The sequence below is a fragment of the Brevundimonas sp. genome, from assembly GCF_965279155.1.
GTDB lineage: Bacteria > Pseudomonadota > Alphaproteobacteria > Caulobacterales > Caulobacteraceae > Brevundimonas.
Genome location: NZ_OZ257138.1, coordinates 619,715 through 642,703, shown reverse-complemented (window position 1 = coordinate 642,703; position 22,989 = coordinate 619,715). Strand labels below are relative to the sequence as shown.

22 protein-coding genes and 2 pseudogenes are annotated in these 22,989 nt (G+C 66.8%); 6 read left to right on the top strand and 18 right to left on the bottom strand.

All coding sequences use genetic code 11. The annotated features are described in order from the left end of the window. Positions 1-27: 27 nt before the first annotated feature. Complete coding sequence (locus ACQY72_RS03190; RefSeq protein WP_428155711.1) at positions 28-1,458, top strand: serine hydrolase; 1,431 nt, start codon at positions 28-30, stop codon at positions 1,456-1,458. Positions 1,459-1,465: 7 nt separating this feature from the next. Here the strand turns inward: ACQY72_RS03190 and ACQY72_RS03185 are convergent, their stop codons facing one another. Next, positions 1,466-1,897: an MliC family protein gene (locus tag ACQY72_RS03185; RefSeq protein ID WP_428155709.1), complete on the bottom strand. Its 432-nt coding sequence runs from the start codon at positions 1,895-1,897 to the stop codon at positions 1,466-1,468. 42 nt (positions 1,898-1,939) lie between these two features. Continuing rightward, positions 1,940-2,398, bottom strand: a complete 459-nt coding sequence (gene tadA / locus ACQY72_RS03180) for a tRNA adenosine(34) deaminase TadA (protein ID WP_428155708.1) — start codon at positions 2,396-2,398, stop codon at positions 1,940-1,942. A 12-nt stretch (positions 2,399-2,410) separates the two neighbouring features. Here tadA and ACQY72_RS03175 point away from each other — a divergent pair, with 12 nt between their 5' ends. Genes ACQY72_RS03175 through rsmD form a run of 3 tightly spaced genes read left to right on the top strand, consistent with a single transcriptional unit; the run spans position 2,411 to position 4,956 of the window. After that, entirely contained in the window at positions 2,411-3,946 is a 1,536-nt protein-coding gene (locus tag ACQY72_RS03175) for a pseudouridine synthase (protein WP_428155706.1), read from the top strand. Positions 3,947-3,967: 21 nt separating this feature from the next. Then, positions 3,968-4,381 (top strand): GFA family protein, encoded by a 414-nt coding sequence (locus ACQY72_RS03170; protein ID WP_428155704.1) that lies wholly within the window; start codon positions 3,968-3,970, stop codon positions 4,379-4,381. Next, complete coding sequence (rsmD, locus tag ACQY72_RS03165; protein ID WP_428155703.1) at positions 4,381-4,956, top strand: 16S rRNA (guanine(966)-N(2))-methyltransferase RsmD; 576 nt, start codon at positions 4,381-4,383, stop codon at positions 4,954-4,956. The genes ACQY72_RS03170 and rsmD overlap by 1 nt, the downstream gene beginning before the upstream one ends. Before the next feature lie 72 nt (positions 4,957-5,028). Here the strand turns inward: rsmD and ACQY72_RS03160 are convergent, their stop codons facing one another. From ACQY72_RS03160 to topA, 5 genes and pseudogenes are all read right to left on the bottom strand, one after another. Beyond that, a complete protein-coding gene (locus ACQY72_RS03160) occupies positions 5,029-5,481 on the bottom strand; it encodes a hypothetical protein (protein WP_428155701.1) in 453 nt (150 codons plus the stop codon). Between the two features lie 222 nt (positions 5,482-5,703). Next, positions 5,704-6,155, bottom strand: a pseudogene (locus tag ACQY72_RS03155) (low molecular weight protein-tyrosine-phosphatase). A 23-nt stretch (positions 6,156-6,178) separates the two neighbouring features. Then, positions 6,179-7,765, bottom strand: coding sequence for an ATP-binding protein (locus ACQY72_RS03150; protein ID WP_428155699.1), 1,587 nt, complete (start codon positions 7,763-7,765; stop codon positions 6,179-6,181). Between the two features lie 122 nt (positions 7,766-7,887). Beyond that, the gene (gene mutL, locus ACQY72_RS03145; protein ID WP_428156671.1) at positions 7,888-9,774 is read right to left on the bottom strand and encodes a DNA mismatch repair endonuclease MutL; all 1,887 of its coding nucleotides are present in this window, start codon (positions 9,772-9,774) and stop codon (positions 7,888-7,890) included. Positions 9,775-9,972: 198 nt separating this feature from the next. Beyond that, positions 9,973-12,585: a type I DNA topoisomerase gene (gene topA, locus ACQY72_RS03140; protein ID WP_428155698.1), complete on the bottom strand. Its 2,613-nt coding sequence runs from the start codon at positions 12,583-12,585 to the stop codon at positions 9,973-9,975. A 138-nt stretch (positions 12,586-12,723) separates the two neighbouring features. On the opposite strand from topA, the gene ACQY72_RS03135 reads away from it, so the two are divergent. After that, entirely contained in the window at positions 12,724-12,918 is a 195-nt protein-coding gene (locus ACQY72_RS03135; RefSeq protein WP_409715025.1) for a hypothetical protein, read from the top strand. Here ACQY72_RS03135 and dprA read toward each other — a convergent pair. Next, positions 12,915-13,988 carry a DNA-processing protein DprA gene (gene dprA, locus ACQY72_RS03130; RefSeq protein ID WP_428155696.1) on the bottom strand — a complete coding sequence of 358 codons (1,074 nt, stop codon included), beginning with the start codon at positions 13,986-13,988 and terminating at the stop codon, positions 12,915-12,917. The two genes, ACQY72_RS03135 and dprA, sit on opposite strands and share 4 nt — an antisense overlap. After that, positions 13,985-14,623: a glycerol-3-phosphate 1-O-acyltransferase PlsY gene (gene plsY, locus ACQY72_RS03125; protein WP_428155694.1), complete on the bottom strand. Its 639-nt coding sequence runs from the start codon at positions 14,621-14,623 to the stop codon at positions 13,985-13,987. Before plsY ends, dprA begins: the two co-directional genes overlap by 4 nt. A 127-nt stretch (positions 14,624-14,750) precedes the next feature. Here plsY and ACQY72_RS03120 point away from each other — a divergent pair, with 127 nt between their 5' ends. After that, positions 14,751-15,686 (top strand): glycerophosphodiester phosphodiesterase family protein, encoded by a 936-nt coding sequence (locus ACQY72_RS03120; RefSeq protein WP_428155692.1) that lies wholly within the window; start codon positions 14,751-14,753, stop codon positions 15,684-15,686. Positions 15,687-15,755: 69 nt separating this feature from the next. Here the strand turns inward: ACQY72_RS03120 and ACQY72_RS03115 are convergent, their stop codons facing one another. The 9 genes and pseudogenes from ACQY72_RS03115 to ACQY72_RS03075 all read right to left on the bottom strand — a co-directional run bounded on the left by ACQY72_RS03115 (position 15,756) and on the right by ACQY72_RS03075 (position 22,929). Continuing rightward, positions 15,756-16,076 (bottom strand): GIY-YIG nuclease family protein, encoded by a 321-nt coding sequence (locus ACQY72_RS03115; protein WP_428155691.1) that lies wholly within the window; start codon positions 16,074-16,076, stop codon positions 15,756-15,758. A 54-nt stretch (positions 16,077-16,130) separates the two neighbouring features. Continuing rightward, positions 16,131-17,063: an alpha/beta hydrolase gene (locus tag ACQY72_RS03110; RefSeq protein ID WP_428155689.1), complete on the bottom strand. Its 933-nt coding sequence runs from the start codon at positions 17,061-17,063 to the stop codon at positions 16,131-16,133. A 66-nt stretch (positions 17,064-17,129) separates the two neighbouring features. After that, positions 17,130-17,222, bottom strand: a pseudogene (locus ACQY72_RS03105) (hypothetical protein); the annotation flags it as partial. A gap of 37 nt (positions 17,223-17,259) precedes the next feature. Further along, entirely contained in the window at positions 17,260-18,000 is a 741-nt protein-coding gene (locus ACQY72_RS03100; RefSeq protein WP_428155688.1) for a S1 family peptidase, read from the bottom strand. Between the two features lie 94 nt (positions 18,001-18,094). Continuing rightward, positions 18,095-19,369, bottom strand: a complete 1,275-nt coding sequence (gene pyrC / locus ACQY72_RS03095) for a dihydroorotase (protein WP_428155687.1) — start codon at positions 19,367-19,369, stop codon at positions 18,095-18,097. A gap of 202 nt (positions 19,370-19,571) precedes the next feature. Then, on the bottom strand, positions 19,572-20,552 hold the full coding sequence (locus ACQY72_RS03090) for an aspartate carbamoyltransferase catalytic subunit (RefSeq protein WP_428155686.1): 981 nt from the start codon (positions 20,550-20,552) through the stop codon (positions 19,572-19,574). 39 nt (positions 20,553-20,591) lie between these two features. After that, complete coding sequence (locus tag ACQY72_RS03085) at positions 20,592-21,515, bottom strand: AEC family transporter (protein WP_428155684.1); 924 nt, start codon at positions 21,513-21,515, stop codon at positions 20,592-20,594. Then, entirely contained in the window at positions 21,512-21,991 is a 480-nt protein-coding gene (ruvX, locus tag ACQY72_RS03080; protein ID WP_135195386.1) for a Holliday junction resolvase RuvX, read from the bottom strand. The genes ACQY72_RS03085 and ruvX overlap by 4 nt, the downstream gene beginning before the upstream one ends. Before the next feature lie 101 nt (positions 21,992-22,092). Beyond that, a complete protein-coding gene (locus ACQY72_RS03075; protein ID WP_428155683.1) occupies positions 22,093-22,929 on the bottom strand; it encodes a hypothetical protein in 837 nt (278 codons plus the stop codon). Positions 22,930-22,989: the final 60 nt, after the last annotated feature.

Here is a 22,989-nt window from a genome sequence, read left to right as displayed (position 1 = left end):
GCCGGCTTCTCGAACGGGGCCGGCATCATGTTTCGACAGCTTACAGCGACACTGGTGATCGTCGTCGCCCTGACCGGTGCGCCGCTCCGCGCCCTGGCTCACTCTTCGACCAGCGCGGATTTGGATGCCTGGGCCCAGCGCCAGATGAGCCTGCGCTCGATCCCCGGCATGCAGATCGCGGTCGTGAAGGATGGGCGGATCGTCCATTCGGGCGCCTATGGCCTGGCCAATCTGCAGACCCCGGTCCCCGTGACCGAGGAGACCGTCTTCTCGATCAACTCGGCGACCAAGGCCTTTACCGGCGTCGAGATCCTGCGGCTGGTCGAGCGTGGCGAGATGGACCTGGATGCGCCGGTTTCAACCTATCTGGCCGACCTGCCGCAAGCCTGGCGTCCGATCACCGTGCGTCAGTTGCTGACCCATGTGTCGGGTCTGCCGGACATCATCACGCCGGACGGTGGCTATGTCGGTCGCGACAGGGCGGGCGCGCTGTCGGCCCTTGCGGACCTGCCCTTGAGGTCGGCTCCAGGCGAGCGGTTCGCCTACAACCAAACCAACTATATGCTGCTGCAATGGATCGTCGAACAGGCGCAGGAGCGTCCGTTCGAGACAGTCTTGGGCGAGGACGCCTTCAGGCCGCTGGGCATGACCCATTCGGGGTTCGGCGATTCTCTGGATGTCATTCCCGGCAAGGCCGACAGCTATCGCTACAGCCGTCCCACTGATGGCGAGGCGCCGCGCCTTCAGAACGTGCACGAGCTGTTTCCGCCCTTCGCCCGCGCCGCCGCCGGCATCAACAGTTCGGCGCCCGATCTGGCGCGTTGGCTGATCGCCCTACAGGCCGGCGAAATCCTCAAGCCCGAGACGCTTGAGGCGCTGTGGACGCCGGGACGCTTCAACGACGGCAAGGCGGGCGAGTGGGCCAATGGATGGGTCGTCGTCGACCGCCAGGATCACCCCTCGGTCGGGATGACGGGGGGCGGCCGATCCGCCTTCTTCGTCTATCCCAAGGATCGGGTGGCGGTGATCATCCTGACCAATCTCGCCGGCGCTTCTCCCGAGGAACTGGTCGATTCCGTCGCGACCCGTTTCATTCCCGGCATGAAGTTGACGGGCGTGGCCGCGCTGCAGGAGCGGCTGGAAGCGGAAGGGTTCGATCAGGCCGAACGGGTTGCGACGGAGCTCGCAGCACGGGACGGCGCCGGCGCGCTGTCGGAAAGCGATCTGAACAACTGGGGCTATCGGCTGCTGTCCAGGGGCCGGGTCGCCGACGCCCTGACCCTGATGAAGCTGATCGTCAGCCTCTATCCGCAAAGCGGCAACGCCTACGACAGTCTGGCCGAGGCCTATGCAAAGTCGGGCGACCGTATGCGGGCCGTTGAGAACTATCAGCGGTCGCTCGCGCTGGATCCCGACAACACCAACGCCGCCGAGCAGCTGCGTCTGCTTGGAACCTAGAGGCGGATCAGTCCACCGCCCGGCATTGAGTCGGCTGGCGGCCTTCGACGGACCAGGTGGCGAGGACGCCCTTGCCGCGCAGTTCGACGTTGGAGGCGCGGTACCAGATGCCGTCGGCGGCGCGTTCCTGATACAGGTCGATGGCCTCGCCGGACGAGTTGCGGATGGTGGCCATCTGGCGCGGATTGTCGAAATCGACCGACAGGCGCTCGCCATTGTCGCACAGATACACGGTGTGGACGACGCGGTTCAGGGTGCGGTCCTGGATCTCGGCGCCGGTGCGCTGGCGGGCGGTTTGGGCGTCGATGGTGCGTTCCTTGACCTCGTCGCCGGTACGCGGCGCCTTGTCGGGGTCGGGACCGCAGGCGGTCAAAAGGGCCAGTGCGGCGAGGCCGCTGAAGACGATCGACTGCGGCAGATCCGGCTTGAACAACGACATTCCCTCCACGGCGACGCCCAACAGCGCAGCTTTCGCGGCGTTCTAACGTGCGCCGCCTGCCGCCGTTCCCCTCCGTTGACGGAAGAAGGACTTGAGCAGGGCGGACGCCTCTTGCCCCAGAAGACCTGAGTCCGTCGTCGGGCGCCAGTGGCAGGTGGGTTGTTCGAACAGGCGGGGGCCGTGGATCACCGCGCCGCCCTTGGGATCGTCGGCGGCCCAGACGACGCGGCCGATGCGGGCGTGGCTGATGGCGCCGGCGCACATGGCGCAGGGCTCCAGCGTCACATAGAGGGTCAGGCCCGTGAGACGGTAGTTGTCCAGCGCCATGGCAGCGCGTCGCATGGCGACGATCTCGGCATGGGCGGTGGGGTCGTGTGACGCGATCGGACCGTTGGCGCCGGTCGAAATTACCTCACCTGAGGCAGGATCGACAAGAATTGCACCCACAGGCACCTCTCCTGCGTCCGCCGCCGCTTGCGCTTGGTCCAGCGCCATGCGCATGAACCGCTCATCATGGTCCGCCATACAGACGACAACGACAAGAAGCCCCGCGCCCGTCAAGACGAACGGTCGCCCCGGCCCTTTAAATCCTCCGGTCCCCGCAAGAGCGGCGACGGGACGAAATCCTATGGCGACAAGCCGCGCAGCCCTCGCGAAGACGGCCCCAAGCGGTTCGGCGACAAGCCTGATCGCGGCGACAAGCCACGTGCCGGCAAGGACGGAAAGCCGTCGAAGACGCCCGACACGCCCCTGCGCGCCGAGCGAATCGCCAAGACCATGGCCCGCGCCGGCATCGCCTCGCGCCGCGAGGTCGAGCGTCTGATCGGCCTGGGCAAGGTGGCGGTCAACGGCCGCATCCTGGACACGCCGGCGACCCTGGTGACGCGCGACGACGTGATCACCGTGGACGGCAAGCCCATGGGCTCGACCCAGGCGACGCGCGTCTGGCGCTATCACAAGCCCGCCGGCCTGCTGACCAGCCACAGGGATCCGACCGGACGCCCGACCGTGTTCGACGCTCTGCCGGCCGGACTGCCGCGCGTGATATCGATCGGACGGCTGGATCTGTCCACCGAAGGCCTGCTGCTGCTGACCAACGACGGCGAGCTGAGCCGGGCGATGGAGCTGCCCTCGGCCGGGCTGGTGCGTCAGTACCGGGCGCGGGCGCGGGGTAAAATAACCCAAGAGCAGTTGGACGAGCTGAAGAACGGCGCCGTCGTGGAGGGCATCTCCTACGGCCCCATGGTGGCGACGCTGGACAAGGCCAAGGAAAGCAAATCCGAGGACGGCCGCACGCCGAGCAACCTGTGGATCTCGGTCTCGATCACCGAAGGCAAGAACCGTGAAGTCCGCAAGGTGCTGGAGTCCGTCGGCCTGACGGTCAACCGCCTGATCCGCCTGGCCTATGGCCCGTTCCGCCTGGACGTCCTGCCGGTCGGATCGGTGGAGGAGATCGGGCCGCGCGTGATCCGCGAGCTGCTGTCCGATTATATCCGGCCCGAGAACTTGCCGATGGGCAATACCGTCGAGACTCCGGCGCCCATCCCCGGTCGTCGCGTGTCCACGCCGATCCTCAAGGGCAACTCGGGCTCGGCCATGTCCGATCCGTCGCGCAAGCCCAGCCGGGTCCGCGCCGCCGAGACGGCCCAGGCCGACGCGGTCGAGCGCCGCGAGCGGCCGCCCAAGAAGGAAGGCTGGGCCAAGGCGACGCCCCGCACCGTCCATCCCAAGAAGACCTACAAGCCTCGCGAGGACGGCGAACGCCCGGCGCGCGCCTACACGCCCCGTGACGACGGCGACCGTCCGGCCCGCACCTATACGCCGCGTGACGGCGCTCCGGCGCGCGCCAGCGACGGGCCCAAGCGCGAGTACAAGCCGCGCACGGCGGCCGGCCCAGAGGGCGCCAAGCGCGACTTCAAACCGCGCGGCTTCGGCGCCAGCGGCAGCAGTCGCGAGACCCGGCCGCCCCGCACGGGCGGCGGCAAGCCGGCGGGGCCTTCGGGCACCAGCGGCCGCGCACCGGGGGGCAAGCCCCGCACGCCGCGCTAAGGGGCGAATGGAAACCTGACGATGGATGCACGCCTGTCCGGCCGGTGCCTGTGCGGCGCGGTGACCTTCACCGCCACGCCCAACGGCGGCATGCACGCCTGCCATTTTCCCACCTGCCGGCGGCAGTCGGGCGGCATCCTGTTCAGCGTCGATTGCGGCGACAGCGTCGAGGTCCAGGGGGATGTAGCGACCTACGCCTCGTCCGACTGGGCGACGCGGCAGTTCTGCCCGGCCTGCGGGACCGGCCTGTTCTGGCGATCCAATGACGGCGCGATCACCATGGTCTCGGCCCAGGCGTTCGAAGATCCGACGGCCTTCGCGCTGGAGGACGAGTTCTGCATCGAGAGCAAGCCGGACGGCTATGCGCTGGCGGGCGACCGGCCGCGTCTGACGACCGAACAACTGTGGGCGCAGTTCGCGCCGCCTGAGGCCTGATGCGGATCGTCGCCGGCAGCCTGAAGGGCCGGGCCATCGTCGCGCCGGAGGGGCAGGGCACGCGCCCGACCTCGGACCGGGCGCGGCAGGCGGTGTTCAACGTCCTGGAGCACGCCGCCTGGGCCGAGAGCCTGAACGGCGCGCGGATCATCGACCTGTACGCCGGATCGGGCGCCCTGGGGTTCGAGGCGATCAGCCGGGGGGCGGGCTTCTGCCTGTTCGTCGAGACCGACGACGGGGCGCGCGGCGCCATCCGCGAGAACGCCGACGCCTATGGGGTCATGGGGCGCACGCGGGTGCATCGGCGCAGCGCCGCGGACCTGGGCGTCCGGCCCGGATCGGACGGCGAGGCCTTCGACATCGCCTTCCTGGACCCGCCCTACGGCAAGGGGTTGGGCGAGCAGACGCTGCTGCGGCTGCTGGAGGGGAACTGGCTCAAGCCCGGCGCCCTGGTGGTGTTCGAGCGAGGGTCGGACGAGCCGGAGATCGACACGCCCGGCTATCAGCGGCTGGACGCGCGCGACTATGGCGCGGCGCGGGTGCTGTTCCTGAAGGCCCTGACCCCGACCGCCTGAGCGGGAAAAAGTGCACTCCAATTTTTTTGAGTGCACTTTCGTGCAGATTTTTGCGAGCGGATCGCAGCGGGGTCAGTCCTCGGGCGGCGGACCCAGCAGGGCCTCGTCCTCCTCTTCGATTTCGCGGCGTTCCCGCTCCAACAGGGCCTGGGTCTCTTCACGGCTCATGCCCTTGAAGAATTCGGCGTCGGCTTCGCGGCACGCGTCGCGAAGTTCCAGCCACAGGCGCTGCCACCGACGCGCGTCGGTGGCGCGACCGGCCTCCGTCGCCTCGATGAAATGCAGTCGGGCGGTCCGGGCCAGATGGTCCATGCCGACGTCCTCATAGAGGCTCAGGTCGATCTCGCCGGGCGGCGGCTCGACCTGGTCGCTGCGCCGCCAGCCGTATTTGCGGGCGCGACGGCGAAAGGCGGACAGGCCCAGGTCGTGGCGGCGACACACGGCCTCGGCGCTGAGGCCGGACAGGTAGTCGGCGCGGGCCTGGGCCCAGGTTTGAGCGGCGCGGATGCGATAAACGTCGGTCATGACCGCAGCCGTAAACCGACGCTACGTCAAATGCGGACGTGGGCGTGTCCTTGTCCTTCTCCCGTTGGGAGAAGGTGGCCCGAAGGGCCGGATGAGGGTCGGGTCCATCCGTCGGCGTCAGCCGTCGCAAGGGCGCACGTCGAGTATCCGACCCTCACCCTTTCGGCTTGGCGCATCGTTGCGCTCTGCGAGCCTCAAGCCCTCTCCCACTGGGAGAGGGTGTTAGAGTTTGGCGACCAGGCCGCGCGCGGCGGCCGTCACCTCGGCCCAGGTGATTTCGAACCCGGCGTCGTCGCCGAAAAGGGGTCGGTCACGGCCTGGCCCTCGCGGCCGGGGACGTGGTCGAGCAGCAGGCTGAGTTCGGCGGTCGCGTCGGCGGGGGCCAGGCGGCGCAGGTTCTCCAGATTGTCGTGGTCCAGGGCCACCACATGGGCGAAGCGGCGGAAATCGGCCTGCGTCACCTGCCGCGCCCGCAACCCAGAGATCTCGACCCCATGCCGCCGCGCCGTCGCCTGCGCCCGCGGGTCCGGCGGCTCGCCTGCATGCCAGTCCCCGGTCCCGGCGGAATCGATGATCAGGTCGAGGCGGAGCCGCTCAGCCTCGGCGCGCAGGGCGGCCTCGGCGAGGGGAGAGCGACAGATGTTGCCGAGGCAGACGAAGAGGATGGAGGTCATGGAGGATTTAAATATACGAATAACTATTGCTTCATGGCTTCTGACCGCAAGCGGTCCGAAAATCTCTTCTTAAGCACAAAATACGCGTTTGCATCGCGTTCAACAGTTTTACTGTGTACATGATCTAGGATGTTGCGATCTGTAAGGCTTGATAGTGTCTTTTTGGCCGCTTGCCATCGCTTGCCTCCGAGTCGAGCAGCTTCCGTGACATTGATGGTGTTGTGCTCTGCCACGTAGTTAACGATCCGGCGTTCGTATTCATTTAGAGTCGCTGAAAGGGTCTCGCCGAGCACGCGAAATGCGTCGCTGTCGACAAACTGTCGGCGGTGTTCCTCGTCATTCTTTAGCATCACTCGGACGTGAGCGGCTGTCGATGTTGTCTCAGCGAAAATGGGAGCAGGCAGCCCCAATCGGCTCATCGAGTCGCGAATACGGCGCGTTCCCTCATGTGTGCATAGAACAAACCGCATGTAGAACATCGCGTCCATCAAATGCGGATTTCGCGGAACATGCATGTCGTAGATGGTTTCAGGCGTCACAAGCGGAGGGAACCCACCCGGGCTCTCGACTTCTAAACGGTCGTCAAACATCTTGATGACGATATGCATATTTTTGAGGTTGTAGGAACGGTGAACGCAAGCGTTCACTATGGCCTCATACCATGCGTCCTTGGGGTACTCTGGAGTTGAAATAAACTTCCCATCATCGCCCAAGCGCATGAATTCACGCAGTTGAGCCTCCACGATTTTTTCGGCTTGGACAATCAGCTCAGGGACTGATCCCTCAATCCATGCACCTTTAATGGCGTTGTATTCCGCCCCAGTTTTTTCAACTGTGCCATCAAAGCGCAGAAACCGGACCTTACATCCGGGGACTATAGCCTGCGGATCCTTTGCGAAAAGCAGAGCGCAGGATAGATTTGGGATGAACGTCTCATCCTTGATCTTACCCAGTCGACGGTATTCCAGGACTTGCGCTGCGGTTCGCTCTGGAGGAATTAGACGCTCCCTGCGAACAGTTTCCACAAACTGACCGACAAGTGACATGTTGAAATCGTCGGGGTAGATAAGAGAGGTCGGCTCGCTCTCAATCTCAATCTGCCCTTTTGTCAGCTGAAGCTCGCGTTTCTCTGAATCGCTCAGCTTTCGCTTTGTGGAACCCCTACGAGCGAATGCCTCGCCTTGGGATGTCTCGACTAGCCTGTCTTCGCGGTAAAACACTCGGATAGCGACGATCTGGTCAGGTTTCCCCTTGGCGTTGACAACATCGACGTGCCGAGACTGATAACGGGCATCAGGGCAGAAAATATCGCCCGCACGTTCGAGTTCGCTGATTTTCTCTGGGGAGATCGAGGACGTCCCTGTGATTCTGCCATTATTCTCAACCCCCAGCAGAATTATTCCCCCATAGGGAGCAGTATTGGCCCACATCGAAAAGTAGTCGCCCAGCGCTCTTGCGCTATAGGCCGCAGATTTCCGCTCTAGGCGATGATCTTCTGCTGCATCAGTAGCGGCTTCTGTCGAGAGCGAGTCAAAAAGTTCATCGACACTCATCAAGCGCCAAGGTCGACGCACCGGATATGTGAATTCAAATCCTAGCTGTTCGGTCATTTTTCTAAAGATGTATGCCTGCGATGAGCCAAGAGCGCACGTCTATGAACTATGGGCGCATTTCATCGCGCCTGCCAGCTTGTGGAGCAGCGACATTTCCCGCTCATAAGTTTGCTGTTCGCTCAACGCCGCCCGAACAGCTTCTCCAGGTCGTGCAGCTTCAGCTCCACATAGGTGGGGCGGCCGTGGTTGCACTGGCCCGAATGCGGGGTGGCTTCCATCTGGCGGAGGAGGGCGTTCATCTCCGGGGCCGAGAGGACGCGGCCTGAGCGGACGCTGCCGTGGCAGGCCATGGTGCCGCAGATGGCGGCGAGGCGTTCCTTGAGCGACAGGGCCAAGCCGTGTTCGGACAGATCGTCGGCGATGTCGCGGATCAGGCCCTGGACGTCGGTGTCGCCCAGCATGGCCGGGGTCTCGCGCACCAGGACGGCGCCGGCGCCGAAGGCCTCGACGATCAGGCCCATCTCGGCCAGTTCCTGAGCCCGCGAGGCGACGCGTTCGGCCTCGGCCGGGTCCAGATCGACCACCTCGGGCGTCAGCAGGGCCTGGCGGGTCACGGACCCCTCGGCCATCTGGGCCTTCATCCGCTCATAGACCAGCCGCTCGTGGGCGGCGTGCTGATCGACGATGACCAGGCCGTCGCGGGTCTGGGCGACGATATAGTTGGCGTGGAGCTGACCCCGCGCGGCGCCCAGCGGGTAGTCGAGGGGGTCGGCGGGGGCGTGATTGGTGAAGGGTGAGTCGTGAGCGGCGGGGTCGGCGGGCGCTTGCTGGGGCCAGGCGGGGCCGTCCCAGCTGGGCTCGACGCGGGCGCTGCGTTCGTTGAGGCCGGGGAGAACTTGCGCGGCCGCGGCGGGCTGGGACCAGCCGGTCCAGCCGCTGAAGCCCTGGGCCGAGGGGGCGCTGGGGCTGTAGGCGGGGCCGGAAGATAGGCCGGTGTGAGGCTGGAAGCTGGACAGGGTTTCGGCGGCGACGGTGGTGGAGGCGCGGTGGCCGGCGGCGTGCAGCGCATGCCTCAGGGCGCCGACGATCAGGCCGCGCACCAGGGCCGGATCGCGGAACCGGACCTCGGCCTTGGCGGGGTGGACGTTGACGTCGACATAGAGCGGATCGATGTCGAGGAAGAGGACGGCGGCCGGGTGCCGGTCCCGCGCCAGGAAGTCGGCGTAGGCGCCGCGCAGGGCCCCTTGCAGCAGGCGATCCTTCACCGGGCGGCCGTTGACGAACAGATACTGATGCGCCGCATTGCCGCGCGAATAGGTGGGCAGGCCGGCGTAGCCCGACAGGCGCACGCCGTCGCGTTCCTGATCGATCAGCAGGGCGTTGGCCTCGAAGTCGCGACCCAGGAGGGCCGACAGCCGCTTCAGCCGGCCTTCGTCGCCGGGGTGTTCGGCGGGCAGGCGCAGGGTGACCTTGCCGTCCAGCGACAGGGTGAAGGCGACGGCCTCGTGCGCCATGGCCTGGCGCTTGATTTCTTCCGAAATGGCCATGGCCTCGGACCGCTCGGACTTCATGAACTTGAGCCGGGCGGGGGTGGCGTAGAAGAGGTCGCGCACCTCGACCCGCGCGCCGTGCGGGCCGGGGAAGGGGGCGGGCACCAGGGGACGGGTCTCGCCGCCCTCGACCGTGATGGCCCAGGCCTCGGTCTCGTCGCGGGATCGGGTGGTGATGGACAGGCGGGCGACGGAGCCGATGGAGGGCAGGGCCTCGCCCCGGAAGCCCAGGGTGTGGATGCGCAGCAGGTCCACGTCGCCGGCGTCGTCGGGCTCCAGCTTGGACGTGGCGTGGCGTTCAATGGCCAGGGGCAGTTCGGCCTTCGGGATGCCCTTGCCGTCGTCGGCGATCAGGATGCGCGACAGGCCGCCGCCGTCGGCCTGGATCTCGATATTGCGGCCGCCGGCGTCCAGGGCGTTCTCGACCAGTTCCTTGATGGCGCTGGCCGGCCGCTCGACCACCTCGCCGGCGGCGATGCGGTTGACGGTTTCGGGGGAGAGGCGACGGATGGGCATGAGGGCAGGAAGATAGGGCGCGCGGGGGATTCGCGCCATGAGTCAGGCGTCCTTCTCCCCTTGGGGGAGAAGGTGGGGCCGCAGGCCTCGGATGAGGGGGTTCTGTCCGCCTCGGGACGGTGAGGGGGAGACTGCGTCTGGCAGCCCCCTCATCCGTCTCGCTACGCGAGCCACCTTCTCCCCCGAGGGGAGAAGGGATTACTCGGCGGTCTTCTTCTTCGCCGGGGCCTTCTTCGCGGCGGGTTTCTTGGCTGCGGCCTTTTTCGGGGCGGCCTTCTTGGCGGCCGGGGCCTTTTTCTTGGGCGCGGCGCCGGCCTTGGCGGCGAGGAGGGGGAGGGCGTCTTCGACGGTCAGATCTTCGGGCGCCACGCCCTTGGGCAGGGTGGCGTTGATCTTGCCGGACTTGACGTAGGGACCGAAGCGGCCGGCCATGACGTGGATCGGCTCGCCCGTCTCCGGGTGGGCGCCCAGGTCCTTGAGCGGGGCCGTGGCGGCGCCGCGGCCGGGACGACCGGCGCGCTTCTCGGCCAGCAGGGCGACGGCGCGGTTCAGGCCGACCTCGAACACCTCGTCGATGTCCGAGACGTTCGCATAGGTGCCGGCGTGCAGGACGAAGGGCCCGTAACGGCCCAGGCCCGCCGTGATCATCTTGCCGTCCTCGGGGTGAACCCCGACCTCGCGCGGCAGGGCCAGCAGGCGCAGGGCCTGGTCCAGCGACAGGGAGGCCGGCGACCACCCCTTGGGCAGGGACGAGCGTTTGGGCTTGTCGCCTTCGGGCGGCGTGATTTCGACATAGGGGCCGAAGCGACCGATCTTCAGCTGGACCGGCTGGCCGGTCTCCGGGTCGATGCCCAGTTCGCGGTCGCCGCTCTCGGCCGAACCGTCTTCGGCCGACGGGCTGGCGACGGGGCGGGTGTATTTGCACTCGGGATAGCGTTCGCAGCCGATGAACGCGCCGAACCGGCTGGTCTTCAGGCTGAGCTGGCCGATGTGGCACAGGGGGCATTCGCGCGGGTCGGAGCCGTCTTCCTTGGCCGGGAAGATGTGGGCGCCCAGGCTTTCGTTCAGGGCGTCCAGAATGGCCGTGGTGCGCAGTTCGCCGGCGGCCTGGGTCGCGGCGTGGAAGTCCGACCAGAACTCGCGCAGCAGCAGCTTCCAGTCCAGTTGACCGGCGGACACCTCATCCAGGCGGGTCTCCAGCGCGGCGGTGAAGTCGTACTCGACCCATTTGCGGAAGAACTGCTCCAGGAAGGCCGTGACCAGCCGTCCCTTGTCCTCGGGATAGAAGCGGTTCTTGTCGACGCGAACGTATTCGCGGTCGCGCAGGGTGGACAGGGTCGAGGCGTAGGTCGAGGGCCGGCCGATGCCCAGCTCTTCCAGCTTCTTGACCAGGGTGGCTTCCGAATAGCGCGGGGGCGGTTCGGTGAAATGCTGGTCGGTGCGGATGGCGTCCACCTTGGCCTTGGCGCCTTCCTTCAGGGCGGGCAGGCGGCTGGTGTCGTCGCTCTCGTCCTCTTCCGCGCCCTTCTGCTTCTCGTCGCGGCCTTCCTCATAGACCGCCATGAAGCCGTCGAAGGTGACCACCTGGCCGGTGGCGCGCAGGCCGGTCAGGCCGTCGGGCGTCTCGATATCGACCGTGGTGCGGTCCATGCGGGCGGCCTCCATCTGGGAGGCGACCATCCGTTTCCAGATCAGCTCGTAGAGGCGCTGAAGATCGGAATCGAGGCGCACGGAATCGGGATGGCGGGCGATGTTGGTCGGCCGGATCGCTTCGTGCGCTTCCTGAGCATTCTTGGCCTTGGTCTTGTAATAGCGGGGTTCCTGCGGAACGAAGGCCGGGCCGAACGACTGGCTGATGACCTCGCGCGCCTGGGCGATGCCCTCGGGCGTGGTCTGGACGCCGTCGGTCCGCATATAGGTGATCAGGCCGCCGGTCTCATCGACGCCCTCATACAGTTTCTGCGCCGCCTGCATGGTGCGCTGGGCGGAAAAGCCCAGCTTGCGCGAGGCTTCCTGCTGCAAGGTCGAGGTGGTGAAGGGCGGGGCCGGGTTGCGGCGGACGGGCTTCTTCTCGACCGAGTTGATGGTGAAGTCGCCGGCGTCGATGGCGGCGCGGGCGGCCGTGGCCGTCGCCTCGTCCTTGATGTCCAGACGCTGGACCCGCTTGCCCTCATGCTTGACCAGGCGAGCGGTGAAGGGCGGGCTGTCGGCGTTCAGGTCAGCCTCGATGGACCAATATTCCTGGGCCTTGAACTTCTCGATCTCCATCTCGCGATCGACGACGATGCGCAGGGCGACGGATTGAACCCGCCCGGCCGAGCGTGCGCCCGGCAGCTTGCGCCACAGGACCGGCGAGAGGGTGAAGCCGACGAGGTAGTCCAGGGCGCGGCGGGCCAGATAGGCGTTCACCAGCTCCATGTCGATCTGGCGGGGGGCGGCCATGGCGTCGAGGACGGCGGACTTGGTGATGGCGTTGAAGGTGACGCGCTCGACGTGCGTGTCCTTCAGCACCTTCTTTTTGTTCAGCACTTCCAGCACGTGCCAGCTGATCGCTTCCCCTTCGCGGTCGGGGTCGGTCGCCAGGATGACGCGGTCGGCGCGCTTGGCGGCCTCGGCGATTTCGGACAGGCGTTTGGCGCCCTTGGCGTCGGCCTCCCAGTGCATCGAGAAGTCGTCGTCGGGCAGGACCGAGCCGTCCTTAGACGGCAGGTCGCGGACGTGGCCGTAGGAGGCCAGGACTTCGAAGTCCGGGCCGAGATACTTATTGATGGTCTTGGCCTTTGCGGGGCTCTCGACGATGACGAGGTTCATATCTGTCCGGTCTCGGGAAGGGGCGCGAACGTGGTTGGAGCGGGGCCGTGTGTCAATCGCACCTGTCGTCTTACAGCCCAAGGTAGTTGTGTTTTAATGAAACGCGGTTAGATTGCGAGACTGGCAACGGAGGCGATCATGGCGACGGCACACCCCCAATCGGCGAGCGCGCCGGAGTTCCGATCCGACATAGAGGCGGCGGCCTTTCCCACGCGGGAATACATCGGCGCCATGGCGCTGGAAATGGCCCGGCTGGCGCGCGACGAGGGCGACGCCCGGCTGGCGGGGATGCTGGAACAGGTCGCGGGCGTGGCGGGCCATCCGCCCGCCTAGACCGAGGCCAGACCGCCGGGCAGCAGTTCGGCGCGGCCGGTCAGGCTGAGTTCCAGCAGGGCGGCGGCGACCTGGGAGACGGGGATGTTCAGGGCGCGGGCGATCTCGTCGCGCGGCGTCGGGGTCGGCGACAGCAGGGCGGCGACGCGGTCGAGGAAGGCGTCGTCGATGTCGCCGTCGAATCGCATCGGATCGGCCGCCGGCTCGCGCAGAGTGCGCAGGGTGTTGAAGGCGCGGTCGATGTCCTCGATCCCTTCGCACAGGATGGCGCCCTGACGCAGCAGCTCATTGGGGCCGCGCGCACGGGGATCCAGCGGCGAGCCGGGCACGGCGAAGACGTCGCGGCCCTGTTCGGCGGCGAGGCGGGCGGTGATCAGGGAGCCGGACCTGATCTCGGCCTCGACCACCACGACGCCGCGCGACAGGCCCGAGATGATGCGATTGCGGCGGGGGAAGTCACGGGCCTGGGCACGGGCGCCGACGGGGCTTTCGGAGACGATACAGCCCTGATCCGTCAGGCGGGCGTAGAGGTCGGCGTGTTCGGGCGGATAGATGTCGTTCACCCCGCCGCCCAGGACGGCGACGGTTCCGGTCTGCATGCTGCCTTCGTGGGCGGCGGCGTCGATGCCGCGCGCCATGCCCGAGACGACGACATGGCCGGCCTGACCCAGTTGTTGCGCCAGGCCGCGCGCGATCCGCTGACCGCCCGCCGAGGCGATGCGGGCGCCGACGATGGCGACCGAGGGGTGGTTCAGCAGGTCGGTATGGCCGCGCGTCCACAGGATGGGCGGGGGCGGATCCAGCGCGGCCAGCATCTCGGGATAGTCGGCGTCGCCCAGCACCAGCAGACGGGCGCCGATCGCGTCGCCGGCGGCCAGTTCACGCTCGACCGCCTCGACCGGTGGAGGCGTCGAGGCGGCGCCGGACTTGCGCACCAGATCGGGCAGGGCGTCCAGCGCGTCGGCGGCGGAGCCGTAGCGGCCGATGAGCTGGGCGAAGGTGACGGGACCGATGCGGTCGGTGCGGGCGAGCCGCAGCCGGGCGAAGCGTTCGGCCGGGCTCAGGCTCACGCCTTCTTGGCCCCGATGCGCGGTTCCTCGCCCTTCAACAGCCGGGCGATGTTCTGGTGGTGACGCACCCAGATCAGGACGGCGGCGAAGACGGTCAGAGCGAGGATGGGCAGACCCACCGGCAGGCCGACGACGGCGAGCGGCAGCAGAGCCAGCAGGGGCGCGGTCGCGGCCGAGATCAGGGCCGCCAGCGACGAATAGCGGAACAGGAAGGCGGCGAGCAGCCATACGGCCCCCGCCATCAGGCCCAGCGGCCAGGCGGCGGCGAGCAGCAGGCCATAGAAGGTGGCGACGCCCTTGCCGCCCTTGAAACCCAGCCAGACGGGGAAGAGGTGGCCCAGGAAGGCCGCGCCACCGGCGACGGCGCCCGCGACGTCGCTGTCGAACAGATGACGTGCGATCAGCAGGGCGACGGCGCCCTTGCCGGCGTCCAGCAGCAGGGTGGCCAGGGCCAGATCCTTGCGGCCGGTGCGCAGGACATTGGTCGCGCCGATATTGCCCGAGCCGATGTTACGCACGTCGCCGGCGCCGGCCGCGCGCGTGATCACCACGCCGAACGGGATCGAGCCGAGCAGATAGCCGCCCAGCGCGACGAGCGCCAAGGTCCCGATCACGGGGCCCACCAGATCCTGCACGTTGATTCGCTCCCCGCGTGTCGTTGCGGCAAAATGCGTCGGCGCGCGGCGCGGAGCAAGCGCGATCCGACCTCTTGACCCGATGATCGGCGCAGCGTCTGGTCCGCCCGCCTTGCCGGAGACTGTCATGACCCGAATTTCCGCCGCCGCCGCCGTGGTTTTGCTGTTGTCCACGACAGGTTGCGTGGGTGCGCCGCCTGCCAGCCCGACGCCTGTCGGCGGACCGGCGATGGCCGCCTATTTCGACTGCGTGCGGGACGGCGGCGTGGCGATCTCGGCGCACCGGGCGGTATCGGCGATGGATCAGCCCGAAAACTCCATCGCCGCCATCGAGGCGACCGGGCGGGCCATCCCCAATGCGATCCTGGAGCTGGACGCCGTCCTGACCAAGGACCGGCATCTGGTGCTGATGCATGACGAGACGATGGAGCGGACGACCACCGGCCGCGGCCGGGTCGCGGACCTGACCCTGGCGCAGGTGAAACAGGCGCGGCTGAAGGCCTCTAACGGCGCCCTGACCCGCGCCGCGCCGCCGACCCTGGGCGAGGCGCTGGACGCCGCCGGGCGCGTCGGGGCCATCGCCAGCATCGACCTGAAGCCCGCAGACGGCGAGACGACCGTCGATCTGGCCCGGGCGGTGATCGATCAGGTCCGCCGGTCGCGGGCGGCAAATCGCGTGATCCTGATCACCTATAACGAGGCCGACGCGCGGGCGGTGGCGGCCATGGCGCCCGAGATGATGATTTCGGCCGGGCTGAGCGGCGTGGAGGACCTGCAGGGGCTGAATAGGCCCCAGATCCTGGCCTGGACCGGGACGCGCGAGGAACGGCCGGCCCTGTGGCGCACGCTGCGCGAGGCCGGCGTCGAGGTGCAGTTCGGCACCCTGGGCCGGGAGGGCGTGCGCCGCGACGACCTATACGCCGCCGACGGCGACGTGTCGGAATACCGCGACCTGGTGCTCCAGGGCGTGACGGTGATCGCCACCGACACGCCGCTGGCGGTCAAGTCGGTTCTGGGCGCAGAGGTGGCCAAGGCGGCGACGTGCGAGCGGGTGCGTTCTTAAAAAATTCCGTCACCCTCGGGCTCGTCCCGAGGGCCTACGGTTAGGCTGTGGTTGGCGTCAGCCGTGCTGCTACGTCCCGTGCCGCCAGACCGGAGGCGCATTCCAGACCAGGGACAGATCGTCCCAGTTCGGATTGTCGCGCTCGATCAGATTGATCTTCCAATCTCGCAGATAGTGTTTGATCGCCTTCTCGCGTCGAATCGCGCTGACAACCTGTTCGTGAGGCTCGAACCAGACCAGGCGTTTGAGGTCGTGGTCCTTAGTGAAACCGGGGATAAGGCCCGCCTGATGTTCGCTGACGCGCCGGTACAGATCGCTGGTCACGCCGACATAAAGCGTCCCGCGTATGCCGTTCGTCATGATGTAGACGGCGACCAAGCCTCGTTCCATGAGCGGAGTGTTGTCAGGCGTGGGTCCTCGGGACAAGCCCGAGGATGACGGGTTTTAGGGTGTGCTTTGGGCCGGCAGCACCGCCATCAGGGCGCGGGTGAAGCCGACGGGGGCGACTGTCAGGTGGTCTTCGTCGGCCAGGACCGTGGATCGGACCGTCAGGCCCGGATAGGCGCGCGATTTCAGGGTGCGCTCCATCGTGCGGACGTCGGCGACCATGTCGGCGCCGGAGGTGTTGCGACGGTCGGGGCCGGGGACCTCCCAGCCGCCGATGTACATGAAGACATCGGCGGGCAGGTCGCTGTGGGTGCGGGCGTAGTCGGCCTCCATCCCCATGATGTGGCGCTTGTCGTACCAGAAAGACGGGCTGCCCAGGACATAGGCGTGAAACAGGCCGGGGTCGGTGAACAGGATCTGGGCGCCCAGCAGGCCGCCGTAGGAATGCCCCAACAGGATGCGGCGGGCAGGATCGGCGCGGAAGCGGCTCTCAACGAAGGGCAGGGCCTGGGTCTTCAGATAGGTCTGATAGGCGGGACCGCCGCCGCGAAGCATGGGGGCGGCGTCGCGCGGGGCGTTCGCGGTGGGGGTGTAGTCGCGGTTTCGACTGACGGTGCCGCTGTCGCCGCGCGAATAGGACAGGCCCACCAGAATGAACTCCTCGACCACCGGGCCGTCCAGGTTCACGCGCCGGGCGATCTGGCGAAGGATGGGGAAGGCATAGTCCGCGTCGGTGACATAGAGGACCGGGTAGCGGCGCTGGGGGCTGGTCTCGTAGCTGGCGGGCAGGCTGACGAAGACCTGATAGTCGCGGCCGGAGACGGGGTCCGGCACGGTCCAGACCTGGGTGCCCGTCAGCACATAGGGCGCGCCTTCTGTCGGGGTGGCTCGCGCAGGCGAGGACTGGGCGTCGGCCTGTTCCGAACAGCCCATGACGGCGCCCGCCAGCAGAACCAGCCCCAGGCCGGCCGTGCGTTTCCAGATGGTCATGACCGATTCCCCGATAAGCTTCACTGTCGTTGAGCCTAGGGCGGAATGTGGCGGAAAGCCGGAGGGTCAGTGAACCTTGCGACCGCCGACCCAGGTTCCGATCACCTTGCCCTGAAGCCTGCGGCCGTCGAACGGCGAGTTCTTGGATTTGGAGTGCAGGGCTTCCTCATGACCGGAGCGCCGGGGGCCTTGGGTGCTAACCGGTTCTGGAAATGATTTGCTCTATCCATTCGCGATAATGCGACATTCGCACCTGATAACTGACCTGGCCATAAACGCCGGCGCGAAACGTCGATAGGTCGCCGTCCCACCATTTCCAGGAAGCGAGGGCGGCGAGTTTCCATACGCCGTCATCCTGGATCAGAACTGGCCCGCCGCTGTCGCCATTTCCTAGCATGCCTTCCAAAGACAGAGCCTCCACGCCCTGATCAAATCGATAAGTCAGCCAGTTTGCTTCTGCGGTTTCGATTCGGTTGAAGGCACGTCGCAATTCGGTGCGGTTGCCGCGTGTTCCACCCTGACCGATCAGTCCGTTACCAGTAGCGCCCTTGCCCACGATCATCGCGATTTTGCCGGCTTCGGAGCCGAGATAGAATGAAGCGGGATCGACATCTCGCACAGGCTCGGTCAGTTCGATCAGGGCGATGTCGTCTCCCTTCAGCAGGAAATCCATCAGCGGCCGGGCGTCGCCCGATATATCTGTCGGCGGCTTCTTGAAGCCGGGATGCACAATGATCCGTGCGATCCGTCGAGGGCGGCCCGCGATGGACAGACTTGCTACTGGTATTTGTTGCCAACTAACCGCATGGGCGGCGGTCACCACCCAACGATCCGAGATGAGGACGCCATGTCCCTCGACCGGCAGGTCGGCCAAGGGCGGATAGAAATCGTCCGCGATGCGGTATCTGCGGTCGTCTACGTCGTGGCGGATAACCACGCTCCAACTCGTCGAGGGCAAGGCGATGGCGCAAAGCAGCGCCGATATGAACACCCCTCGCAAGTTGGGTTTCCGGCATTCAGCGTGCGAATGGCTAAACATAAATCTTGCGACCACCCACCCAGGTTCCGATCACCTTGCCCTGGAGCCTGCGGCCGTCGAACGGGGAGTTCTTGGATTTGGAGTGCAGGGCGTCGGCGTCGACGATGACGGGTGCGCCGAGGTCGAACAGGACCAGGTCGGCCGGCGCGCCCTCGGCCAGCACCCCGGCGTCGAGGCCCAGCAGGGCTGCGGGTCCCTGGGTCAGGGGGCGCAGCACGTCCAGCAGGTCCAGACCGTCCTCGTGGTGCAGGGTCAGGGCGGCGGGCAGCAGGGTCTCAAGCCCCACGGCGCCGGGCGCGGCCTCGGCGAAGGGACGGCGCTTGTCCTCGGCCGGGGCGGGGGCGTGGGCCGAGGTGATGACGTCGATCAGGCCTTCGCGCACCGCCTCGATCAGGGCTTGGCGATCGGCCTCGGAGCGCAGCGGCGGGTCCAGCCGGTAGAAGGTGCGATAGTCGCCGATGTCCACTTCGTTGAAGCACAGGTGGTTGATCGAGACGCTGACGGCGACCTCCAGCCCCTTGGCGCGGGCGCGGGCCAGGGTCTCCAGCGCGCCTTCGGTCGAGATCTGGTCGACCAGGAAGCGGGCGCCGGTCTGTTCGACCAAAGCGAGATCGCGCTCCAGACCGATGCGTTCGGCGATGGCCGGGCTGCCGGACAGACCCAGGCGCGTGGCCAGTTCGCCGGAGGCGGCGACGGCCCCCTCGGTCAGCCAGGGGTCGGCCGGGCGGCAGGCGATCAGGGCGTTGAAGGCGGCGGCGTAGCTCATCACCCGTTGCAGGGTGCGGCTGTTGACGATGACCTTGTCGCCGTCGGTGAAATACAGGGCGCCGGCCTCGTCCATCAGGCCGATCTCGGCCATGCGCTGGCCGTCCAGGGCCTTGGTCGCGGCGCCGGCGGCGCGGACATTGACCAGGTTCAGGGCTGCGCCGCGCCGCTGGATGAAGTCGATCATCGCCGGGTCGTCGACGGCGGGGTCGGTGTCGGGCTGGACGACGATGGTCGTTACGCCCCCGGCGGCGGCGGCTAGGCTGGCGGACTTCAGCGTCTCCTTGGGCTCGGCGCCCGGTTCGCCGGTCTTGACGCGGATGTCGATCAGGCCGGGCGCGAGGCACAGGCCGTCGGCGTCGACGACCTGGTCGGCGTCGATGGGCGCTGCGCCGTGGACGACCCGGACGATGCGGCCGTCCTCGATCAGCAGGCCGCCGGGACCGTCATAGTCGGTGGCAGGGTCCAGCAGGCGGGCGTTGATGATGGCGACGGTGGTCATCGGAAATCCTCCACCGAGAAGCGAAGCGGAACGGGGGAGGGGGACCGCGAAGCGGTGGAGGGGGCGAGGGCGCGTGCGATGTCGAACGACTGCAATTGATCGGAGGCTCGGCGGCAAATGTGGAATCCGCTTCCGCCCCCTCCACCACGCTGCGCGCGGTCCCCCTCCCCCGCGATGCGGGGGAGGATTTGAGCGGCGACCATCACTTTTCCCCCCAACGGGCGGAGAGGGAGGCGAGCACGGCCATGCGGGCGGCGACGCCCATCTCGACCTGATCCTGGATCAGGGAGACGTCCAGGTCGTCGGCCACGTCGGAATCGATCTCGACGCCGCGGTTCATCGGGCCGGGGTGCATGACCTTGGCGCCCGGCTTGGCCCAGGCCAGCTTCTCGCGGTCCAGGCCCCAGAAGCGGAAATATTCGCGGGTCGAGGGCACCAGGGCGCCAGCCATCCTCTCAAGCTGAAGGCGCAGCATCATGACCACGTCGCAGCCAGCCAACCCCTCGCGCATGTCGTGGAAGACCTCGCAGCCCCAGCGGTCGGCGTCGCCGGGCACCAGGGTGGGCGGGCCGATCAGGCGCACCCGCGCGCCCATCATCTGAAGCAGGGCGACGTTGGAGCGGGCCACGCGGCTGTGGGTGATGTCGCCGCAGATGGCGACCGTCAGGCTGGTCACATCGCCGAAGGCGCGACGCATGGACAAGAGGTCCAGCAGGGCCTGGGTCGGGTGTTCGTGGCGGCCGTCTCCGGCGTTGACGACGGCGCATCCGACCTTCTGGCTGAGCAGTTCGGCCGCGCCCGAGGCCGAGTGGCGGATGACCAGGATGTCGGGTTTCATGGCGTTCAGGGTGACCGCCGTGTCGATCAGGGTCTCGCCCTTCTTCACCGAGGACGAGCCGACCGGCATGGTCACGACATCGGCGCCCAGCCGCTTGGCGGCGATTTTGAACGAGGAGGAGGTGCGGGTCGAGTTCTCGAAGAACAGGTTCACCACCGTGCGGCCGTGCAGCAGGTCCAGCGCCTTGGAAGACTGGCGGTTGAAATCGACGAAGGCGTCGCCGAGATCCAGCAACTGCGGCGTGACGAACGGATTGAGGTCCGACGCGGCGAGGAAGTGGGGTTTCGGGAACGGGACCAGCCGATCGTGGATGGTCTGGTCGGTGACGTCTGAGGGCTGGGTCATCGAGACGCGGCTATAGGCGTGACTCGGCCTGAACGCGAGTCAGACGAAATGGAACAGCGCCAGAAGGATGGGGATGACCACGGCGCTGCCTACGGTGGTCAGGGCGATGACACCGGCGATCAGGGGCGCGTCGCCGCCCATCTGACGCGCCAGGATATAGGAGGCGGCCGAGCCGGGCGCGGCGCCGCAGATCAGGGCGATCCCTTGGGCCAGGCTGTCGCCGCCCAAGGCCCAGGCGATGAACCACATCAGGGGCGGCATAACCCCCAGCTTGACCAGGGTCACCGCGGCGATGGTGGTGCGGCTTTTCTTGACCTCGGCGAAGGACAGGCCGGCCCCGGCGACGATCAGGCCCAGCGGCAATGCGGCGGCGCCCAACAGGTCCATCGCGTCGGACAGGCCGGGGATCAGCGGCACGCGCAGCAGGTTTAGCGCCAGGCCGATCAGACAGGCTAGCAGGATGGGGTTGGCGAGCATCGACTTGATCAGGCCCAGCACCGAAGGCTCTCGCCGCAGCGATCCCCACTTCGCCAGGACGGCGACGCAGGCGATGTTTGTGACCGGGATGATGAAGGCGATGGCGACGGCGGCCAGGGCCGTACCTTCCGAGCCGTAGACCGACTGGATCACCGGCACGAAGACGAAGCTGTTCCAGCGGATCACGCCCTGGAAGACGCTGGTGTAGGCGGGACCGTCCAGGGTGATCAGGGGTTTGGCCGCCAGCGTCGCCGCCGCCACGATCAGGGTCGCCCCGACCGCCGCCGCGCCTGCCACGGTCGCCCCGCCGCCGGCCAGATCCGCGTGCCAGATCGCGGGGATCAGGAAGCTGGGGTAGAAGATGTTGATCGACAGCTTCTCGATCGGCCGCCAGGCTTCGTCGGGCAGGAAGCCGGACTTTCGCAGCCCATAGCCCAGAGCGATCATCAGAAAGACCGGCAGGACGCCGGCGATCAGGGCCGTCAAACCCAGGTCGCCTGATCCCGCACCCGATCCAGGGCCCCCTGCAGAATCCAGGCGGCGGCGGTGCGATCCACGACCTGGGCCCGGCGCTTGCGGTTCAGGTCCAGGTCCTCGATCAGGAACCGCTCGACGGCGCTGGTGGACAGCCGCTCGTCCCAGAAGGCGATGTTGATCGGGCGCAGCCGTTCCAGATTGCGGGCGAAGGCCCGGCACGACTGGGCGCGCGGCCCCTCGGAGCCGTCCATGTTGGCGGGCAAGCCGATGACCAGGGCCGAGACCTTGCGGTGGGCCATCAGCTTGAACAGCTGTTCGGCCTCCAGCGTGAACTTGGACTTTCTGATCAGCTCCAGCGGCGAGGCGATCAGGCGCGTGGCGTCCGACACGGCGACGCCGATGGTCTTCTCGCCCAGATCCAGCCCCATCCACGGGGTGTCGGGCGGGCAGGCGGCGGGCAGGTCGAGGAGGTCGAGAACGGGCACGGCCTGCGGTTAGGACCGGCGGGCCGGGAAGTCAAAGGGCGTGACGAGAGCAACGCAGGAAGAGTGGTTGGACTGATTTTTCTCTGGTCGTGTCGCTGCCGCTAGGTTGCGGTGTTGTGGTCTGCCGTGAGTATCCACACGACATCCGTTTTTGGGATGCCTGCCTTACGGGCTGAAGCGTCGGTTTCAGCGAACTCTGGACCGCCTATCCAAGCACAGAATTTGGTCAGCCGGCTGTTACCGAATGCGTCGTCATACTCAACATCGCAAACCAGATACAGGCCCCAAGCCCCACTACAAATTCCAGCCCACTCCACCGCTGTAAGGGGTTTATGCTGGATAGCTTCTGCTTCATGAGATTCTTGAGGATGTATAACTGCGAGTGGAGGTATTTCTCCGGCGGGCGTTCCAAACTGCGATTTGATATCGCCCTTGAACGGCACATCGAAAACCTCAAGGGCTGCACGATACCGCATGTTGTGTGCTGGCGTGGTTCCCGCGTTGAATATCTTAAAATCAACGCGCGCATGTTGCCCTATGTATAGGCGACTGAGAACTCGGTCTTTGATGGAAACATAGGCCCTCAGTTCTGCGACAGAGTGCTTGCGCCCATCAGAAATGGCGATGTAGGCGAATGTTAGTGTTCCTATCAGAGCGAAGAATTCTAAAACGCTCCATCGCATCTGGCGCTCGGCAATAGCTACGGCGTTCCGGTTGGCTGTGGCAGCCGTCCATTGGGCAGCCAAATCCTGTTTTTCTCTTTGTGCGCTATTTATTGCTTGCTGGCACGAAACGCTATCCGGACCTTCTTCGGCAGAGGCAGTTGGCGCCGTCACCCCCGACTTGCTGCTTGCGCCAAGTTGCTTTCGGGGTAGCTGACATTCTTTAAACGGGCCGACCGCCTCGTTCGAGGGGTCGGGAATGTTGTATGGCAACATCCCGGCGTTGGGCGCTAGCGCCCAGAGAATGCCACCGACGACTACGACAGTCAGCGCCGC

What these genes read in the sequence shown, in the direction of transcription:
- ACQY72_RS03190 (WP_428155711.1), top strand. Translation starts at nt 28, where the DNA reads ATGTTTCGACAGCTTACAGCGACACTGGTGATCGTCGTCGCCCTGACC.
- ACQY72_RS03120 (WP_428155692.1), top strand. Translation starts at nt 14,751, where the DNA reads ATGACCCGAATTTCCGCCGCCGCCGCCGTGGTTTTGCTGTTGTCCACG.
- topA (WP_428155698.1), bottom strand. Translation starts at nt 12,585, where the DNA reads ATGAACCTCGTCATCGTCGAGAGCCCCGCAAAGGCCAAGACCATCAAT.
- ACQY72_RS03160 (WP_428155701.1), bottom strand. Translation starts at nt 5,481, where the DNA reads ATGACCGACGTTTATCGCATCCGCGCCGCTCAAACCTGGGCCCAGGCC.
- ACQY72_RS03075 (WP_428155683.1), bottom strand. Translation starts at nt 22,929, where the DNA reads ATGTTGCCATACAACATTCCCGACCCCTCGAACGAGGCGGTCGGCCCG.
- tadA (WP_428155708.1), bottom strand. Translation starts at nt 2,398, where the DNA reads ATGCGCATGGCGCTGGACCAAGCGCAAGCGGCGGCGGACGCAGGAGAG.
- ACQY72_RS03175 (WP_428155706.1), top strand. Translation starts at nt 2,411, where the DNA reads ATGGTCCGCCATACAGACGACAACGACAAGAAGCCCCGCGCCCGTCAA.
- ACQY72_RS03115 (WP_428155691.1), bottom strand. Translation starts at nt 16,076, where the DNA reads ATGGAACGAGGCTTGGTCGCCGTCTACATCATGACGAACGGCATACGC.
- ACQY72_RS03170 (WP_428155704.1), top strand. Translation starts at nt 3,968, where the DNA reads ATGGATGCACGCCTGTCCGGCCGGTGCCTGTGCGGCGCGGTGACCTTC.
- ACQY72_RS03135 (WP_409715025.1), top strand. Translation starts at nt 12,724, where the DNA reads ATGGCGACGGCACACCCCCAATCGGCGAGCGCGCCGGAGTTCCGATCC.
- ACQY72_RS03110 (WP_428155689.1), bottom strand. Translation starts at nt 17,063, where the DNA reads ATGACCATCTGGAAACGCACGGCCGGCCTGGGGCTGGTTCTGCTGGCG.
- ACQY72_RS03150 (WP_428155699.1), bottom strand. Translation starts at nt 7,765, where the DNA reads ATGACCGAACAGCTAGGATTTGAATTCACATATCCGGTGCGTCGACCT.
- ACQY72_RS03185 (WP_428155709.1), bottom strand. Translation starts at nt 1,897, where the DNA reads ATGTCGTTGTTCAAGCCGGATCTGCCGCAGTCGATCGTCTTCAGCGGC.
- mutL (WP_428156671.1), bottom strand. Translation starts at nt 9,774, where the DNA reads ATGCCCATCCGTCGCCTCTCCCCCGAAACCGTCAACCGCATCGCCGCC.
- pyrC (WP_428155687.1), bottom strand. Translation starts at nt 19,369, where the DNA reads ATGACCACCGTCGCCATCATCAACGCCCGCCTGCTGGACCCTGCCACC.
- ACQY72_RS03090 (WP_428155686.1), bottom strand. Translation starts at nt 20,552, where the DNA reads ATGACCCAGCCCTCAGACGTCACCGACCAGACCATCCACGATCGGCTG.
- rsmD (WP_428155703.1), top strand. Translation starts at nt 4,381, where the DNA reads ATGCGGATCGTCGCCGGCAGCCTGAAGGGCCGGGCCATCGTCGCGCCG.